The organism is Treponema primitia ZAS-2 (assembly GCF_000214375.1).
In the GTDB taxonomy this organism is placed as follows: Bacteria; Spirochaetota; Spirochaetia; order Treponematales; family Breznakiellaceae; genus Termitinema; species Termitinema primitia.
Genome location: NC_015578.1, coordinates 1,410,553 through 1,427,124 on the forward strand (window position 1 = coordinate 1,410,553; position 16,572 = coordinate 1,427,124).

The 16,572-nt window shown below is 52.4% G+C and carries 18 protein-coding genes; 8 read left to right on the forward strand and 10 right to left on the reverse strand.

Going from position 1 to position 16,572, the window contains the following annotated elements:
- Positions 1-79: 79 nt before the first annotated feature.
- Positions 80-790, forward strand: a complete 711-nt coding sequence (locus TREPR_RS06290) for an FKBP-type peptidyl-prolyl cis-trans isomerase (RefSeq protein WP_015707461.1) — start codon at positions 80-82, stop codon at positions 788-790.
- Positions 791-1,257: 467 nt separating this feature from the next.
- Positions 1,258-1,614 carry a TraR/DksA family transcriptional regulator gene (locus TREPR_RS06295; RefSeq protein WP_041611050.1) on the forward strand — a complete coding sequence of 119 codons (357 nt, stop codon included), beginning with the start codon at positions 1,258-1,260 and terminating at the stop codon, positions 1,612-1,614.
- A gap of 24 nt (positions 1,615-1,638) precedes the next feature.
- Here the strand turns inward: TREPR_RS06295 and TREPR_RS06300 are convergent, their stop codons facing one another.
- Positions 1,639-2,517 carry a histidinol-phosphatase gene (locus TREPR_RS06300; RefSeq protein ID WP_015707463.1) on the reverse strand — a complete coding sequence of 293 codons (879 nt, stop codon included), beginning with the start codon at positions 2,515-2,517 and terminating at the stop codon, positions 1,639-1,641.
- Between the two features lie 8 nt (positions 2,518-2,525).
- Positions 2,526-3,884: a response regulator gene (locus tag TREPR_RS06305; protein ID WP_041611051.1), complete on the reverse strand. Its 1,359-nt coding sequence runs from the start codon at positions 3,882-3,884 to the stop codon at positions 2,526-2,528.
- Between the two features lie 687 nt (positions 3,885-4,571).
- Here TREPR_RS06305 and TREPR_RS06310 point away from each other — a divergent pair.
- Complete coding sequence (locus TREPR_RS06310; RefSeq protein WP_015707465.1) at positions 4,572-5,141, forward strand: DJ-1 family glyoxalase III; 570 nt, start codon at positions 4,572-4,574, stop codon at positions 5,139-5,141.
- 39 nt (positions 5,142-5,180) lie between these two features.
- On the opposite strand, the gene TREPR_RS06315 is transcribed toward TREPR_RS06310, so the two are convergent.
- The 3 genes from TREPR_RS06315 to TREPR_RS06325 are packed head-to-tail and all read right to left on the reverse strand — an operon-like array spanning position 5,181 to position 6,981.
- Positions 5,181-5,582 (reverse strand): SoxR reducing system RseC family protein, encoded by a 402-nt coding sequence (locus TREPR_RS06315; protein WP_015707466.1) that lies wholly within the window; start codon positions 5,580-5,582, stop codon positions 5,181-5,183.
- Positions 5,579-6,415, reverse strand: coding sequence for a TIGR00282 family metallophosphoesterase (locus TREPR_RS06320; RefSeq protein ID WP_015707467.1), 837 nt, complete (start codon positions 6,413-6,415; stop codon positions 5,579-5,581). Before TREPR_RS06320 ends, TREPR_RS06315 begins: the two co-directional genes overlap by 4 nt.
- A 14-nt stretch (positions 6,416-6,429) precedes the next feature.
- A complete protein-coding gene (locus TREPR_RS06325) occupies positions 6,430-6,981 on the reverse strand; it encodes a tetratricopeptide repeat protein (RefSeq protein WP_015707468.1) in 552 nt (183 codons plus the stop codon).
- Between the two features lie 209 nt (positions 6,982-7,190).
- Here TREPR_RS06325 and TREPR_RS06330 point away from each other — a divergent pair, with 209 nt between their 5' ends.
- Both TREPR_RS06330 and TREPR_RS06335 read left to right on the forward strand, forming a co-directional pair.
- Entirely contained in the window at positions 7,191-9,098 is a 1,908-nt protein-coding gene (locus tag TREPR_RS06330) for an HD-GYP domain-containing protein (RefSeq protein WP_015707469.1), read from the forward strand.
- A 92-nt stretch (positions 9,099-9,190) separates the two neighbouring features.
- The gene (locus tag TREPR_RS06335) at positions 9,191-10,642 is read left to right on the forward strand and encodes a hypothetical protein (RefSeq protein WP_015707470.1); all 1,452 of its coding nucleotides are present in this window, start codon (positions 9,191-9,193) and stop codon (positions 10,640-10,642) included.
- A 120-nt stretch (positions 10,643-10,762) separates the two neighbouring features.
- Here TREPR_RS06335 and TREPR_RS06340 read toward each other — a convergent pair whose 3' ends face one another.
- The 3 genes from TREPR_RS06340 to TREPR_RS06350 form a co-directional block, all read right to left on the reverse strand.
- Positions 10,763-11,029, reverse strand: a complete 267-nt coding sequence (locus TREPR_RS06340; RefSeq protein WP_015707471.1) for a co-chaperone GroES — start codon at positions 11,027-11,029, stop codon at positions 10,763-10,765.
- A 169-nt stretch (positions 11,030-11,198) separates the two neighbouring features.
- Positions 11,199-12,158, reverse strand: a complete 960-nt coding sequence (locus TREPR_RS06345; RefSeq protein ID WP_015707472.1) for a septal ring lytic transglycosylase RlpA family protein — start codon at positions 12,156-12,158, stop codon at positions 11,199-11,201.
- A gap of 66 nt (positions 12,159-12,224) precedes the next feature.
- Positions 12,225-13,067: a Cof-type HAD-IIB family hydrolase gene (locus tag TREPR_RS06350; protein WP_015707473.1), complete on the reverse strand. Its 843-nt coding sequence runs from the start codon at positions 13,065-13,067 to the stop codon at positions 12,225-12,227.
- A 122-nt stretch (positions 13,068-13,189) separates the two neighbouring features.
- On the opposite strand from TREPR_RS06350, the gene TREPR_RS06355 reads away from it, so the two are divergent.
- Positions 13,190-13,948, forward strand: coding sequence for a ParA family protein (locus tag TREPR_RS06355; RefSeq protein WP_015707474.1), 759 nt, complete (start codon positions 13,190-13,192; stop codon positions 13,946-13,948).
- Entirely contained in the window at positions 13,938-14,933 is a 996-nt protein-coding gene (locus tag TREPR_RS06360; RefSeq protein WP_015707475.1) for a ParB/RepB/Spo0J family partition protein, read from the forward strand. Before TREPR_RS06355 ends, TREPR_RS06360 begins: the two co-directional genes overlap by 11 nt.
- Positions 14,934-14,973: 40 nt before the next feature.
- On the opposite strand, the gene TREPR_RS06365 is transcribed toward TREPR_RS06360, so the two are convergent.
- Positions 14,974-15,312, reverse strand: coding sequence for a helix-turn-helix domain-containing protein (locus TREPR_RS06365; RefSeq protein WP_015707476.1), 339 nt, complete (start codon positions 15,310-15,312; stop codon positions 14,974-14,976).
- A 175-nt stretch (positions 15,313-15,487) separates the two neighbouring features.
- Here TREPR_RS06365 and TREPR_RS18580 point away from each other — a divergent pair, with 175 nt between their 5' ends.
- Positions 15,488-15,655 carry a hypothetical protein gene (locus TREPR_RS18580; protein ID WP_015707477.1) on the forward strand — a complete coding sequence of 56 codons (168 nt, stop codon included), beginning with the start codon at positions 15,488-15,490 and terminating at the stop codon, positions 15,653-15,655.
- A 62-nt stretch (positions 15,656-15,717) separates the two neighbouring features.
- Here TREPR_RS18580 and TREPR_RS06370 read toward each other — a convergent pair whose 3' ends face one another.
- Positions 15,718-16,569 carry an MBL fold metallo-hydrolase gene (locus TREPR_RS06370; RefSeq protein WP_015707478.1) on the reverse strand — a complete coding sequence of 284 codons (852 nt, stop codon included), beginning with the start codon at positions 16,567-16,569 and terminating at the stop codon, positions 15,718-15,720.
- Positions 16,570-16,572: the final 3 nt, after the last annotated feature.

Consider the following 16,572-nt stretch of genomic DNA (forward strand, 5'->3'; position numbering starts at 1 on the left):
CGGTTTATATCGCTAAGGTTTTTCCGTTGGGATATTCGGGTATGTATATCCTGAAACCTTATACAATATGGACTAAAAAATGTTAAAGAGATTTGTTTTTTCCCTGCTTATTGGAACTACCGCATTATTTGCTTGTAATGCCGGGGGTAAATCGGATAATAATGCATCTTCGGGCCCTTCCGGCACAGGGGATAAGGACGTAGGCTATGCGATAGGCATGTTTATTGGATCAGAGTATAAACAGCAGGGTCAACTATCCATGATTACCGTTGATTACGATGCCTTTACCCGGGGTTTTAAAGACGCCCTGGAAGGAAATGAGACCGCCATCACCTTGGACCAGGCTATTCCCCTGATTCAGGAGGCCATAAACGTGGCGGTAGAGCGGGCAGGCCGGGAAAACAGGGAAAAAGAAACCCAGTTTCTGGAGGATAACGGTAAAAAAGCCGGGATTCAGCGCACCCCTAGCGGTGTCCAGTACGAGGTCATCACCCAGGGAAACGGTCCCAAGCCATCGGATACTGACACAGTCCTGGTAAATTATGAGGGGGCCTTCATCGACGGCACGGTCTTTGACAGTTCCTACACCCGGGGAGAACCCACAGAGTTCAGCCAGACCGAGATGATCCCCGGCTGGACCGAGGGATTAACCCTGATGAACCTGGGCAGCACCTACCGCCTGTTCATCCCATCAGCCCTAGCCTTCGGAGAAGAGGGCATTCCCGGCCTGGTCCCTCCAAATTCGGTGCTGATCTTTAAGGTGGAACTTCTCGAGATTATAACGGAATAGCTCGTATCTAACTGGGAGCTTAAGTTACCTAGCGAACCAGGTATTCCATACCATTGAACACAGCAATCACTTTAGGTCTCTATATGGAAATATAGGCAGGGGAGGGCGGGCGGTTCCCTGCCATCTTCCGGGAGCTTAGGTTACCTAGCGAACCAGGTATTTCATACCATTGAATACAGCAACCATTTTAAGTCTCTATATGGGACAGAGGCAGGGGAGGGAGGGCAAGTCATGCCTCCCCCGTCTCTGGAATTCCCTGCCGGAGGAGACCGCGTAAAAGAATGTTGCGGGCTCCGTAGGCAGACTCCACAGGTTAGGGGGAGGCGTGACTTGCCCTCCCTCCCCGGTCACTACCCCAATACAGCCATCATAAACTGAAAAATTGCTGCATATCAAAAAAAAGCTATTGACAAAAATCTCAATAAACGGCAATGTACCCCAATTAAATAATCTAATAGGGGGGGTATATGGACCAAGAATTCGTTACACGCATGGATAAATCCCTAACCGCGCTCAAGACGGAAATTGTCTCCAACCTCATAGCCAGTAATGAGGATTTTAAGGAAATCGTTGAGGGTATGGACCCCAAGGATCTGGCGGATATCGCTTCCGATGATATCGATCGTAAGATGATTGAAGCCATAGGTTCCCAGGAATTGAAGCGCCTGAAACTGATCGATTCCGCCTTGACCAGGATTCAGCAGGGTAAATACGGGCTCTGCGTAAAGTGTGGTAAACGTATACCCCAGGATCGCCTGGAAGCCATTCCCTACGCCCTGATGTGCATCGAATGTAAAACTGCGGAAGAACGGAGAAACAGGTAACATTAAGGGAAGATTAAACTTCCCTTATTCCTGTCCTATTATTTCCTCACTCCAAACCGTTTTTCCGTCTTTTTTGCCCTCAAAAAAGGCTGTTTTTGTATACCCTGCCTGGGCCAGTATTTCCTGGGCCAGGCCATAGTAGCCCCCCAGGTGTTCCGGGGCATGGGCGTCTGCAGTGATGATCACCGGGACATTTTGCAGGCGGAGCAGTCCCAGCAGTTCCGGAGAAGGGTAGGGTTCCCGGGTGCTACCCCGATTAAGGCCTCCGGTGTTTAGTTCCGTTACGGCCCCGCTTTTGCCTACCGAAACCGCAATGTCCCTGATCCGCCGCTTATAGGCTTCGCTTTCCGGGGAGAACCATTCCCGGTTGGGGTTGTTCTTTTTTACCAGGTCCAGATGGCCCAGGATATCGAAACCCCCGGCGGCGATCATCCCTTTCAGAGAGTCCCAGTAGGCCTCTATCAGGGCTGCCCCGTCCCCGTCAAAATGCCGTTTTATATCTGCCTCAAATTCTTCCCTTGGGCTGTCCACGGTAAAGGGTTCCCCGCCCTTTGGGGGGAAGACATAGTGTACCGACCCGATGATGTAATCCAGGCCCAGTTCCTGGAAATCCCTATCCGCCGGGCCGGAGAGGCCCTTGATATAGTCCACCTCCAGGCCCAGGTAGACCGGCAATTTCCCCGCCCATCGGCGGCGGGCGGCGTGTACCGCATCGATGTATTCGTTCAGCCTTTCGTCCGGGAGATGCCAGTCAGTTTTGAGCCCCGTTTTTTTTGCAATAGGGGCATGGGAACTGAAGCCTATAGCCGCAAGCCCCTTTTCCCATGCCGCCCGGCAAAAGGATTCAATTTCCCCCTTTCCGTCACAAAAGTCCGAATGGGTATGGAGGCAGGTATAGCGCATAGGTTTTCCTAAAAAGTAGTTTTGAGGATTTCTACGGTTTTTTTGAAGATATCCTCGGGATTCATGGGTTTGATGAGATAGCTTTTAACACCCATCTGGAAGGCTTTGACCACCATTTCCCGTTTGCTCAGGGCGGAAAGGACCACCACCGGGGTCTGGTAATTACGTTCCTGAAGAGCCTGGAGTACCGCAAATCCGTCCATTTCAGGCATCAGGATGTCCAAAAAAACCAGATCGTATTGATTGATATTCGGGCTTTTGAGGAATTCCGCCCCCCTTGAAAAGGTTTTTACCGGGACCCCTACGGACTGGAAGGCGTTTTTGATCAGCTCCTGCATGATGGGTTCGTCATCCACCGCAGCAATTTTAAGGTTTTTGATTGCCCTGGTCAGGGCCTCCGGGGACAGCCGCTTCCGGGCATCCATATCAAACTGGAACTGCATGGACCCGGGCTTTGGGTTTTCCATGGCAAGCAGGGAATCGTCCAAATCATCCAGGTCCCCCGCTTCCTCCAACAGCTCAAGCTCATCACCCCCGGCGAGCCCCTCTACTTCCCCCACCGTGGCCGTGGCGATGGCTGGGGCCGGCTCCTGAGCTGCCGGGCCGGGCTTTTCCTTTCCCATCAGAGCATCCGTGGCTTCCTGAAGGCTGGAAACCAGGTTGAATACGACGTATTCCGCTTGCCCTGCGATAAATTTCTTTACCCTATCATCATTGGTCAGGATCAGAAGAAGCTTGTGTTTTCCCTTGGAAACCTTGAGTAGTAAGTTCAGCAGTTTTTCTAATTTGTGGATCTCCGTGCCATGGAGATCGAGGTCATGGAGCATAAGGATGATCTTCAGGAATTTGATTTCATATAACTCTATCAATTCCCTGACTTTGAAAAAGAGCAGGTCCAGCTTGTCCGCGTTAAGTCCCTGGGCCAGCTCGACAAAGATTATATTATCGTTTACATGGACATCCACAATGCTGGGGCTTTCATCAATTTCAAATTTAATTCCCAGGATATCCTTGAGTGTTTTGAAAAGTATATCGACCTTAATGGGCTTGGTAAAAACCTTTTGTACCCCGTAGGGAACCAGTGCAAAGAGCTTTTGCTGGTCGATTTTCTGGGCTACCATGATCACCGGAACCTTGGCAGTGTTAGGATTGAGTTTCTTTTCCTTTAGAACATCCATATAGGTTTGTTCACCCAGGGGATAATCAAGGATAATCAGGTCCGGATACCCGAGCCGCATTTTGGACACCCCTTCCTGGCTGTTGCCGGCGGTATCCACATCCAGATCCAGCTCATTCTCTGCGAGTTTTGTTACAAGATATTCCCTGAACAGGGGCGATTCGTCAATAATAAGGATAGTTTTCTTCATGGCTCCCAATTCTTATGCTGAGAAGATTCTAGTTAATTATAGTTGAAAACGATGATTTTTGCTATACTCTTTTAAGGGCTGTAGTTTTCAGTTTGACTAATGGTGGCGCTTATTCTCCGGGAGGGGTGGGGATGCCCCTGGGGCTAACATGTTGAGTCCGCCTCCGTCAGCCCGCTACGCGGTCTGCTACGGCGGGGAATTCCATAGACGCCCCAGGGGTATCCCCACCCCTCCCGGAGCCTTGTGTCAATATTGGGGAAACGGGATTCTGCCGCCTAAGTGTATGGCAAGGGTTTGGGAAGGCATTAGCCTCTGGGGACATAGGCCAACATGGGGAAATAGGGATTCCGCCGCCTAAGCGTATGGCACGGCGACATAGGCCAACATGGGGAAACAGGGATTCCGCCGCCTAAGCGTATGGCACGGCGACAGAGGTCAACATTGGGAAACAAGTATTCCGTACCGCTGTGTATAGCAACGTTTTAAGGTTAATATACAGGGATAGAGGCAGGGGCGGGCGGGCGATTCGCTTCTCCCCCGTCTTTGGAATTCCCTGCTGGAGGAGACCTACTGGGCTCCGCAAGCAGACTCTACAAGTTAGGGGGAGGGGCGAATCGCCCGCCCGCCCCGGGCAGTAACCCAGTACAGCTATCATAAACAGAGAATTGTTATGTCACGGAGGAATACATGTTGAAAAAAGCGATTGTTTTTCTGGCTGACGGCTTGGAGGAAGTGGAGGCTATTACCCCCATTGATTATCTCCGCCGGGCCGGGGTGGAAGTAACTACGGTCTCTATTGGTTCCGGTGAGCAGGTGATGGGGTCCCATAAGATACCTATCGCCGCGGATACTACCCTGGAAAAGCTTCACGTCCAGGGTAAGGATGCTGCTGCGGACTGGGACGCCGTGGTGCTTCCCGGCGGCGGGGTGGGTTCGGAAAACCTGGCTGCTTCCCCTGGGGTCGGGGGCTTTCTGAAAGAAATGGCCGGGGCGGGGAAACTTGTCTGCGCCATCTGCGCTGCTCCTGCGGTGGTCCTGGCGCCCCTGGGGCTGCTTCAGGGGCGCCGTTTTACCTGTTACCCGGGCATGGAGGATAGGGTCAGGGGGGCCCAGTGGTCCGGTGACCGGGTGGTGATCGACGGCCTTTTTATCACCAGCCGGGGGGCGGGGACAGCCGGGGAATTTGCCCGGGGAATCATCGGGAAACTGGTGGGCCAGGCTGAAGCGGATAAACTGGCGGAATCGGTATTGCTGTAAGCGTTTGAATCAGGGCGAAGTAGGGGCGGAAAGGGCGAATTAGCCAAGCGCCCGAATAACCCGGCGCTTGGCTTCCAGGGGGAAGCGGCGGCGGTAAAAGTAGCAGCTTACAGCAACGGCGAAGAGGAGCAGAGCCCCGCCAGCGGCCCGGGGAGGGTCCCCGGCGGTGGGGAATAGGGCGCCGGTTAGCAGGAAACCTGCGATGAAGCCCAGGATCGGGGGGATCAGGGCGCCCAGCCCCTGTTTCAGGGCGGAGCTGGCGGTTTCGGTTTCTACCCGCTGCCCCGGTTCCACGGCCATGGCTGTGGGTTTTTCTGCGGTGAAGGATATGGCTTTTTCCTTGCACTCCTGGCTCATGCAGCCGAAACAGGCGATATTATTTTCCTTGATCAGAGTCAGGGTGTTCCCGGTGATTTCCTGTACTATGCCGGTCTCAATCATGCTTCCTCCTCCTCCTCCTCGGCGGTGGCGACTTTTTCTTTAACCGGCATCTCCGGAACCGGCCACTGTATTCGTTCTATGGAAATGGCCTTTCCCTGGCTGTTTATCTCCAGGTATACCCCCTGGAGTTCCGGTTTTTCCAATCCATCCTTGGTCCAGTCAGGAATCCCCGTCAGGTACTCCCGGATACGCTCTTCCTTATCCGCACCTCCCACGGAGAACTGGCTGCCTGTGCGGCCTGCATCGGTGATCACTGCGGTACCACCAGGCATCACCATCTCGTCTGCGGTTTGGACCCGGTTGTGGGAGCCAATTACCGCCGAGCAGGACCCATCGGCCAGGGCAAAGAGGGTGCGCTTTTCTGCGGTAGCTTCGGCATGAAAATCCACCAGCACATAGGGGGTTTCCCGGCGCAGCCGTTCCAGCAGGGCCGGCAGCCGCGAAAAGGGGTTTTCCCCGTGGAGCCGGGTAAAACCGCTCTGACCCAGGAGTACCGCCACGGCTATTTTGAAACTGCCGCAATTGTAGATCCGGGCGCCTATACCCGGCGCCTGGGAGTTCAGGTTTTCCGGCCGCAGCACGTAGGGGATCTTTCCCAGATTTTCCACCAGGTCCTTTTTGTAGAAACAGCATTCCCCGGTGGTCAGTACATTGACCCCCAGTTTGTGGATATAGGCGGCGTGGTTACGCCCCAGGCCGTTACCCCCGGTGGCGCCATCAGCGCAGGCGATGACGAAGTCTGCGGGTTTTTGCTTTTTCAGATCATCCAGGGATTTTTTAAGGGCATAGACCCCGGTTTTTCCAACTAGCTCGGCGATATAGAGGACCTTCAAAAAAACCTCCGCTCTTAATTATTGTAGATGAAGCGGATAGGACGCCCCATATCGGGGGGTAACTGGCCCAGAATACGTTCAAATTCCGCAGCGGCCCGGTAATCTTGGAGTTCCCGGCAGGCGTCCCTGAGGTTATAAAGTGCTTCGTAGTACATGGGGGCCATGCTCACCGCCTCTTCAAAGCAGTGCCGGGCTTCTTCATAACTGCCCTCCACAAAGTAGAGCACCCCCAGGTTGTTCCAGGTTTTCGGTGAGGAGTCATCCCTGACCAGGGCCGACTGGTAGCACTCTTCGGAAAGATCAAACTGTTCAATTTCATAGTAGATCAGCCCCATAGAGACCCAGGCCTCGGTTAAATCGTCGTTGATAAAAACTGCCCGTTGAAAACTGTTCAAGGCTTCCTCATAATCCCCGGTTCGCTGCTGGGCAATACCCAGGTTCATCCAGAGCAGGGGGTTTTCGGGTTCCATGATCAGGGCTTTTCTGAACAGGGGAATAGCCTCATAGGGACGGTTAGCCTCAGTTAAGGCTATACCGGAGTCGTTTAAGGATGATGCTGTTTCCATTGTGCCCCCTCCCATCTAAATATAACCCATTACGGGATTGATAACCACAAAAAGGCTGCTATTTTCTCTAAATTTCTTTTTTTTATACCATAATGAATTGTTAAACAAGGCTCGTTGACAAATTCACTCAGGTACTGATATATTTAGCTGAAAATTGGTAAAATTGTCCTCTGGGGTGATATGTTTAAGATAAAAGGGGGAACCTTGGATTGATACGCAAAGAAGTTCAGGACCATTTTATTGAAAACGCAGAAACCTATACCCGCCTGACCAATGAAAAATTGCCCGGGGGACTAAACGCGGAAGAAGTAATCCAGACCATGGTTGAACGGACTGGAAAATGCCGTATCATCATGACCGAAAACAACACCTTTATTGACGAAAATCTTAAACCGGTATTTGCGGATCCCGCCGCCCTGGCGGAAGCCGAGGCGGATGAGCTTTTTGCGTTTGCCTGCCGGCTCTATTCGGTTCCCTATTTAGAAGATGAAGGCAAAAGCGTGGATCAGTTTCTGGCCCTGGACCTCTTCAAGGCCCTGGCTGTAAATGCCCAGGCTTCCGGAAAGATCGAGCGGGAGCTTCAATGCCAGTACATAATTGGGGAAATCTGTCATTACCTAAACGGCATTATGTTCACCGCCGAGGCTATCGACGCCATGCATCGAGTATTGGATTTAGCCGGGGACTATATTTCTATAAAGGATAAAAAAACCCGGTATTACGCCGCTGTGGCCTACCGCGGCCTGACAGCCTGTTTGTTCAATTACGGATCATACCGGGAGTTTTTTGACACCGTGGATAAGGCCATTTTGTTCTATGCCCGGCAGGATGTACGCAGCCTGGACCCGGATTTTCCCTGGGACGAATTTACGAATAAGGTCTATAAGCTCCAGGGCTGGGTTGGAAGCCATTTGGAGTTCGGGGTTGGCAAACCCATAGATGAAGATCTGGCGGAACGGAATTACCAGGTCCTGGTTCAGGGCTTTGACAGCCGTGAGCTGGAGATACTGCACGGGCAGGACCGGGAAAAGCGGCGGGCTGTTATACTGGAAGATACCAAAAAAACAGAAAAAGAAAACGGCATGAGCATAGCCTGCTACGCCGTTTCCGCCTTCCACACCGGCCACGTCACCCTGGAACAATACCTGGACATACTCCGTGACTGCCTGGCAGTCCAATTTGAGTGGAAGGATCCCCCCCGGGATTTTGTAATCACCAATAACCGGATCAACGTGGTGATAACCTGCAGCGCCATCCTTGCCCGTTATCTGAACAGAATTTCCAGCAGCCATGAGGAGCTCCCGGGGGTAGCCCTGGGCTTGTTTAAATTCCTGCGGGGTATTTCCCTGGTAGACCTTAGTTTGATTGAAGCCATGGGGGATGAACTCCAGTGCGTCATGGATAATGCCCTGGATATACAAAATCGCCGGGAGTATATCGATCTGATCCTCAAAACCACCACCCACAACCACCTGCCCACCTATGTCCATTCCATGGTGGTCGCCAGGATGATAACCCTGATCACCAAGTACTTCATCGACCATGATCCTGCAAAGCTCATCAATATGCGGGGGGCAAAAACCGCCGAAGAAGTTGTCGCCCTGGAAGAAGAAATACTGGAAGAGGCAAACCTGGCCGGCATGGCCCACGATGTGGGTAAGATATCCTACATACAGGCAGTCTCGGTTACCTCCCGCCGTCTGACGGATAATGAGTTCTTCATGATAAAGCGGCATCCCGGCGGAGGCTTTAAGTTTCTTGACAAGGAAATCTACGGCAGCATCCCCGATGTGGTGCGGGGCCATCATAAGGACCATAACGGTAAGCGGGGCTATCCCCCTGAATTTGACAACACCACCTCACCCTACCAGTTTATGATTGATATTTGTACCATAGCGGATTGTATTGACGCCGCCACGGATACCATAGGCCGGAGCTATCAAATTAACCGTACTGCGGATTTTATCATGAATGAACTCATAGAGCTGGCCGGAGACCGGTACAACGCTGAGGCGGTGGAAGCCCTGAAAGATCCGGAGATACGCTCCCAAATTTCGGATACCCTGAACAATTACCGTCGGGAAGCCTATTACAAGGCCTACCGGGAAATGGTATAGTCTGCTTTTCCCGGTTATGGTTTTCAGTACTGTAAAAAACTTTTGTTTATGCTATACTTTACCCTAGAGTAAAGTAACAAAAGAAGAGCCTAGTGAAAGACCTAACAGAATATAACGACGACACCTCAGAGTATGAATTATTTTCCTTCCTATGCGATAGAATCATCTCCGGGGAAATACATACTTTTTCAGCTCTTAAAGAATTCGCCCAGCCGGTGCTGCGGAACAAGCGGACCCATCCGGTAATCAGCCGGGCCTTTACGGTGATCCGGCGTTTGTACTGGGGGTTTTTTTCAGGGATGACCATGGCTACCCACAAGAAGCTCTGGCCGGAACTAGTGATTTCGGATAAGGAATTTCCCGAGGCGGGGGATCTGAAGCGTACCCTTTCCATTTCCGATCTCTATATTTCCATGATGGACATTCACGGGTATACCAAGTTGTGTCAGGATTCCCGGAAAAATCTGTCCATGCTCCATACCCTGGATCGGACCATCAACAATGAGATACGGAATATCTCCACCCAATGTCAGTCCGTAAGTCAGCGGGAGCGGGGGGACGAAATAGTCTTGATTTCCGCTTCCGCTACCGATGCCCTGACCGCTACCATTGCTATTATTGACTACTTTGGTAAAACCAGTGTGCTGAAGGACCCGGAGATTTCCACGGTTCGTACCGGGGACGCCGCCATTCTGCCGGTTCTGAAGATCACCGCGGGGATCACCGGGGGTAATACCACCAGTCCCCTGATCATTACCGAAAGCGGCAACCTTTCGGGGTTTCTCCTCAATAGCGGCGCCAGGCTGCAAAACAGGGCCAACGAACTTTCCCCCCAGGAATCCCGGGTGATGGTCACCAAGCAGGTGTATCTGAGTTACATGAAGGAAAACAACGTCGCCAAAACGAGCTTGTTCAAAAACGATGTGGTATATTTCTTTGACACCGGGATCATCGAATTCAAGGGGGTTCAGATGCCCACCTGCGAGGCGGTTTTCAAACCCGAGGAACGGTACAAAGAAGGGTTCAGTGATGAGATGAACCGGCTTTTCTCTTCCACCAAGGATTCTCTCTGGGAACAGCGGGTCTACCAGGACCTGATGGACCTTTTGACCAAGGCCGCCACGGTGATGCCCCGGTTTCATATCAACCTGAAATACCCCGTCAGCGGTTTGGGGAACATTACCAACGATGCGGTGATTGAACTCTGCCGCCAAGGGCTGAAAGCCTATACCCAGGATGAGGATTATTCCACGGCGGTACAAACCCTCAGGCATTTCCAGGTTCTGCTGGAGCAGATCCCCAACTTCGATCGGCTTATCCTGGATTACCTTAGAGGTATAACTGACAAGTACGATACCCTGCTTAAATCCTATGAGGCTACTATTGATATGGAAATTGAGAATAATGCTCAGTCCATCTTTTCAGGGAACCACCTCAAGACCTACCAGGCCTCCAAGAACGGCGCCGCTATTTATGAAAAGCTCCGGGCCATTGGCCGGAAAAGCCCTGCTTTGACCCGAAAAAAACCCTCTGGTTCAACCTGATACGGCAGAACAAGGAAGAGATGGAGTTTACCCTGTATTCGGGGAAAAAGTAGCAAGAATTAGCAACCCAATGACAAAAAAAACCCGGCCTTGACCGGGTTTTTGCTTTCTGGGGTTTCTTTACTCAATAATGGCGATGATATCCGCCATTTTGAGGATAAGATGTTCCACATCATCGATCTTTACCTGGGTTCCGGCGTACTTGTCATACATAACCTTATCCCCGGATTTAACCTTGATCACCTCTTTGTCATCACCTACCGCAACAACAGTCCCGGTCTGGGTCTTTTCCTGGGCGGTATCGGGGATGAAAAGTCCCCCGGCAGTTTTTGACTCGCTCTTTTCCAGCTTAACCATGACCCTGTCGGCCAAAGGCTTTACCTTCATATGGTCCTCCATTCTTTTAGTGAATTTAAAATGTTTCGATACCTAGAATATACAAAAAATCCGGGCCGGGAGTCAAGAAAATACTGGGCAATCTCTAAAAAAGGCAGTTTTTAGAGATTGCCCTCTTAAAAAGGCAGTTGCACAGTCTTTAGACTGGGCGAATTGCCTGCTATTCTTCCCGTATAAGAATTTCCTGGAATCCGGCACGGCCAAGTTTTCCCGCCAGGGCCGGGATTTCCTCAGCCGGCACCTTATCAATCACCACCCGGTAGAATTCCCCATACCGTTCATAGGATGGTTCCAGGCCCAGGCTTTTTACCTTGTCAAAGGTATCCACTGCGTTCCGGGTGATCCGGTAGGCGCCCAGCTGGATGCGGTACTGTTTACCCGTTCCAAAGGGGGGGATGCCCGGCCTGACCGCCGCAGCATTGGGGTCCAGGGCTATTGAAGGCTGGATCTGTATCGGGAGCTCTGGGGGTGCTGCTGAAACCGGCGGAGCGGCGCTAACCGACGGGGGGAAGGGGGGGCTCAGGGGCGGAATCGGGGCAATCCAGGGCTCGCTTATGATCGGGGGCGCCGGAGGGGCGCTCAGGACCGGTTCGCCGGAAAGTTCCACAATGACCGGGGCAGTCCCGGTGCTGATCATGTCCAGGACCTCCGCAGCCGCCCGGGAAACGTCGATGATCCGGGTATTAACAAAGGGGCCCCGGTCATTAACCCGTACCGTTACCTGCCGGTTATTCTGGGTATTGGTTACCCTCAGCATGGTGCCAAAGGGCAGGGTGGGGTGGGCGGCGCTTAATTGTGAGGGGTTGAAAATTTCACCCGAGGCAGTGGGGTGGCCTTCAAATTCGGTTCCATACCAGGAGGCGATGCCTTCCTGGCGGAAAGCGGAAGTGCTGATGCCGCTGGTGGCGGCGGGGGTATATGCAAAAGGTGCAGCCTGCGCAGCTCCGCCGCTTCCGGATTGGACGCTGAGATCATAATCACCGCCGGAAAGGCTTGAACTTCCGGGATACGCGACCCCGGAAAAGGGATCCAGCGTTAAATCGGCGACATCCTGGGCCTGGAGCATGGAAAACCCTGCCAGGGCAAAAAAACCTATAAAAACTCGGGTTATCTGTTTCATACTGAATTTATCGGCAGGCCAAGGTCAAAGCAATAGGGCAGCGCTAAAAACTCGGTTAGTTTTTGGTCAGGCGCCGGCGAGCTTGGGCAGGGTTTCCTTCCCCAGAATATACCGCTCTATCAGATCCGCCACCCCGTCATCGTCGTTGGATTTGTCGGTTATTATAGCGGCAATGTCCTTAATCCGGTCATCCCCATTGGCCATGGCAACCCCGACCCCTGCCCAGCGTATCATAGCCTCATCGTTCATGGAGTCCCCGATGGCCAGTACTGCCTGCTGGGATATACCCGCCGCTTCCGCCACCTTGGCCAGAGCGCTGCCTTTATCGGTATTGGCGGGCAGTATTTCCAGAAAATAGGGTTTGCTGGTAAAAATGGTGGATTCGGCGCCGATATAGGTTTTCAGTATATGCTCCAGGGGTTTCAGGATCAGGGGATCCCCGGGAATCAGCAGCTTATAACAGCCATTGCCCACCATGGCCCGGAAATTTTCTACCACCACCTGGCGCAGGCCGGTTATTTTTTGATCATAATCGGCGAATTCATTAGGCCGGGAGATATACATGATATCATCCTCGTAGATTTGTACCGGGAAACCTTCTGCGGCCGCCAAATCGTAGGCGGTCAGGGCAATCTTCGGGTTTATCCTCACTTCATAGATAACCTTGCCCGTATGGCTTTCCTGGATCATGGCGCCGTTATTGCTGATCAGGTAGCCCGGCCGCTTGTTGAGCCCCAGAAGCCGGGCAAACTGTTCCATAGCGGAGGGGATACGGCCTGAAGCCAGAACCACCACGCACCCTGCCGCTTCAGCCTTTCGGATGGCGTTCCTGGTACGAAAGGATATGGTCAGATCCGACCGCAACAGGGTATCGTCTAAATCAATGGCAAGCATTCGTATTGATGTCATACGTCCCTCCGTGAATTGATCCGCTTCCAGAATAACCTTTTCCGCGCCTCTGTTCAATACCATTGAATAAGCAGGTTTAAGTATACTACTATAAAGAGTAGTCTTATACGATAGGTTGGGAAATGGGTAAAACATACGTTTTTGTAAACCAGAAGGGAGGGGTCGGCAAGACCACCTCTGCGATCAGCCTGGGCGCCTACCTTGCGGAAGCGGGGAAGTCGGTGCTTTTGGTGGATTTTGATTCCCAGGCGAACCTTTCCAACGGGATAGGCGCCGGCCACGGCAAGCCCGGGGTCTATGAGCTTATTTCCGGGACCGCCACCCTGGAGCAGGTTATCCGGTCTACGGAAATCCCCACCCTACAGGTGATCCCCGCCAGCATCGATCTTTCCGGCGCCGCGGTGGAGCTGGTTGAAGAAGAAGGCCGGGACTTTTTCCTGAAAAATGCCCTGGCCCCGATCCGGGACCGCTACGACTATATACTGATTGACTGTCCCCCTTCCCTGGGGGTGCTTACCCTGAACGGAATGGTGGCTGCCGATGCGGCGCTGATCCCCATGCAATGCGAGTACTTTGCCATGGAGGGCCTGGCCCTGCTGCTCCAGACCATTAAACGCATCCAGAAAAAACTCAATCCCTCTCTGGAAGTCGGGGGGCTTTTCTTTACCATGTACGATTCCCGGACCCGCCTGGCCCAGGAGGTGGTGACCCAGGTAAGCGCCTATTTCAAGCAGAAGGTCTTTACCACCATTGTTCCCCGGAATGTTCGGCTTTCCGAGGCCCCATCCTACGGTCAGCCCATCTCCCGCTATGACCCCAACTGTTCCGGCGCCAAAGCCTACAAGAGCCTGGCCGGCGAGGTGATACGCCGTGGCGCCTAAGAGCCGCCTGGGCCGGGGTCTGGATGCCCTGCTTTCCGACGGTGATGACGAAGCTGTCCAGTCTGTGTTTGGCACTCCCAGCGATAGCTTCAGCCGGGTAGAGGCGGGCAGCGCGGAAGTTCCATCCCGGGTTTTGGATGCCCAGGGTTCGCAAACCCCGCCTTCCGCAGTTCCGCAAACATCAGGCCTCCAGGCCGCAGAAATACTGACCATACCCCTGGATAAGCTCAAAGCCAACCCCGGCCAGCCCCGCAAACGTTTTGAAGAAGAAAGCCTCCGGGAGCTGGCGGATTCCATCGCCCAGCTCGGGATTATCCAGCCCCTGATCGTGGAAGAAGCCGGAGACGGGACCTGGCTCATCGTAGCCGGGGAGCGCCGCAGCCGTGCTGCACATTTGGCAGGGCTCACGGAAGTCCCGGTTATAGTGCGCAGTTATTCTGATGAAAAGCGCATGGAAGTTGCGCTGATAGAAAATGTGCAGCGTTCCGATTTGAACCCCATAGAAGAAGCCGCCGCCTACCGTCAGATCATGGATATTACCGGCTGCTCCCAGGACGAGGTCGCCGTAAAGGTGGGCCGGAACCGTTCCACCGTGGCCAATGCCCTGCGCCTCCTCAAGCTGCCCCCGCTTATACGGGAAGCCCTGGAACGGGATGAAATCACATCGGGCCATGGCCGGGCTATTCTTTCGGTGCAGGAAGAGGCGAACCAGGAACAACTCTACAGGGAAATTAGCGTAGAGGGTCTTTCGGTACGGGAGGCGGAGAAACGGGCCGCTGCCCTGAACAAGCCCAGGCCTGAAAAAGCCGCCCCAGCCCCCGCTGAAACAGAACGCCGGGACCCGGAACTGGCCGCCATGGAACAGCGCTTCATCGACCGCCTGGGCACCAAGGTTGCTATCAAGGGCGATTTCAAAAAAGGTAACATACAGATAGAGTACTACTCCATGGATGATCTGGACCGGCTGCTGGGGATACTGGGGTAAATTTCATAATACTATTCAGACAATATCACTGTGCAGAGGCTCATTTAGTTTCTTTGTTATTTTGTATTTTCACCAGGCCCTTTATCTGATCTAATAAAAAATCCTGAAAGTGGCGGTTCAGGGAATTAAAATTGATTATCAATTCTTCAAGCCTTTTGTCAGGTTCCCTGCTGAACATTTTACCCTCGCCGGAGACCAGCCAGTTTTTATTTACCCCGTAAACAGAAGAAATAAGTTCAATGATACGTTCGTTTGCTTTTTTGTTGCCCAATTCCATATTGGCATAATATCCATTGGAAAGGTGTATTCCCCTGGAAAAATTGATCTGCGAAAGATTTAGGGAAGCTCTCACCTGTTTAATACGTTCATTTACCGTCATCGCACTACCCACCTAAAACCATAGCTTATTACAGCGTTTTTAGCAAGTTTTGAGGAAATATCGGTAATTTGATAAAATCCGGCGGATGGGGGTATTGCCCACTTTTTAATAAAGCTATAAAATACTTTATTGAAAAGATTATGCGAAATTTGCCGTTCATAAAAGGAGTTTAGGTATGGCAAAGGCAATTGAAAAAAAAGTTGAAACCCTGTACAAAAAATATTTGATTCTTACCGATGAAAACAAGAAAAAAATTCTTGATATGTCACGAATACTGGTTCGTACACAAAATAAAATAGTTCCCTCTGTAAAGGATAAGGAATCGGATAAAGGCAAAAAATAAGAGGCCTCTGTTTTGGATAAGCCCGGGAAAAACCCCGCCGATTCCTGAAACCGATAGGTTTTTTACTCCGCCGGGCTAAATCTGTACCCGCTGCCATCGGCGCTGACCGTACCGATAGCCGGGTAGGCCAGGTGCATGCCACCAATGGCTATGTGGTTTGCAGTGGCGTATTCCAGTATGCGGCGGCGTGTGAGCGCGGCGGCTGCCGGATCAGTGTCGTAGGTAACCGACTGATCCGGCAGGGGGAACTGGATGGGCCCGGCATGCATCACATCCCCCCAGAGGATGATTTTTTTGCCCTCCGATTCCACCAGAAAAGCGGTGTGCCCCGGTGTGTGGCCAAAGGCGGCGATGGCTTTAATGCCCGGCAGTAATTCTGTCAGGGTTGAACCCAGTTCACCAGGGCGGAATGTTTCTACCCGGTTACCGTAGGGCGCCAGGGCTTCTGAGGCTGAAGGATTAGCCCCGGGTTTTACCCAGAAGTCCTTTTCCTGCTGGGCCAGGTAGACCTTGGCCTTGGGGAACAGGGGCATGCCGTTTTTTTGAAGCCCCCCTATATGGTCCCCGTGCATGTGGGTTAGTAATACTGCGTCCACTTGGTCAGGGCTTGTCCCCAAGGTTTTCATTGAGTCAAAGATGGTCCTGCCGAAGCCGGTATCCACCAAAATGATTTTGCCGGGGCTGCGGATCAGGAAGACGTTAGTTTGGGAGATGTATTTCCCACCGGGAATGTACTTGTCCAGGGCGGCTTTGTTAGGGTTCAGGAGGATTCCGGGGTTACCCTCGCCGCGCGCCTCAACCAGCATGTGGACATCTATATGCCCCAGGCGGTAAGTGAAGTAGGAATCATCCGCAGAAACACTGTTTACTGCCATGGCGCCCATGATAATACCGCCCAGTACATTGATTTTCATAAA

Coding starts and splice junctions, on each gene's coding strand:
- TREPR_RS18580 (WP_015707477.1), top strand. CDS start 15,488: ATGGCAAAGGCAATTGAAAAAAAAGTTGAAACCCTGTACAAAAAATAT.
- TREPR_RS06340 (WP_015707471.1), bottom strand. CDS start 11,029: ATGAAGGTAAAGCCTTTGGCCGACAGGGTCATGGTTAAGCTGGAAAAG.
- TREPR_RS06350 (WP_015707473.1), bottom strand. CDS start 13,067: ATGACATCAATACGAATGCTTGCCATTGATTTAGACGATACCCTGTTG.
- TREPR_RS06315 (WP_015707466.1), bottom strand. CDS start 5,582: ATGATTGAGACCGGCATAGTACAGGAAATCACCGGGAACACCCTGACT.
- TREPR_RS06300 (WP_015707463.1), bottom strand. CDS start 2,517: ATGCGCTATACCTGCCTCCATACCCATTCGGACTTTTGTGACGGAAAG.
- TREPR_RS06365 (WP_015707476.1), bottom strand. CDS start 15,312: ATGACGGTAAATGAACGTATTAAACAGGTGAGAGCTTCCCTAAATCTT.
- TREPR_RS06310 (WP_015707465.1), top strand. CDS start 4,572: ATGTTGAAAAAAGCGATTGTTTTTCTGGCTGACGGCTTGGAGGAAGTG.
- TREPR_RS06305 (WP_041611051.1), bottom strand. CDS start 3,884: ATGAAGAAAACTATCCTTATTATTGACGAATCGCCCCTGTTCAGGGAA.
- TREPR_RS06290 (WP_015707461.1), top strand. CDS start 80: ATGTTAAAGAGATTTGTTTTTTCCCTGCTTATTGGAACTACCGCATTA.
- TREPR_RS06325 (WP_015707468.1), bottom strand. CDS start 6,981: ATGGAAACAGCATCATCCTTAAACGACTCCGGTATAGCCTTAACTGAG.
- TREPR_RS06295 (WP_041611050.1), top strand. CDS start 1,258: ATGGACCAAGAATTCGTTACACGCATGGATAAATCCCTAACCGCGCTC.
- TREPR_RS06345 (WP_015707472.1), bottom strand. CDS start 12,158: ATGAAACAGATAACCCGAGTTTTTATAGGTTTTTTTGCCCTGGCAGGG.
- TREPR_RS06355 (WP_015707474.1), top strand. CDS start 13,190: ATGGGTAAAACATACGTTTTTGTAAACCAGAAGGGAGGGGTCGGCAAG.
- TREPR_RS06370 (WP_015707478.1), bottom strand. CDS start 16,569: ATGAAAATCAATGTACTGGGCGGTATTATCATGGGCGCCATGGCAGTA.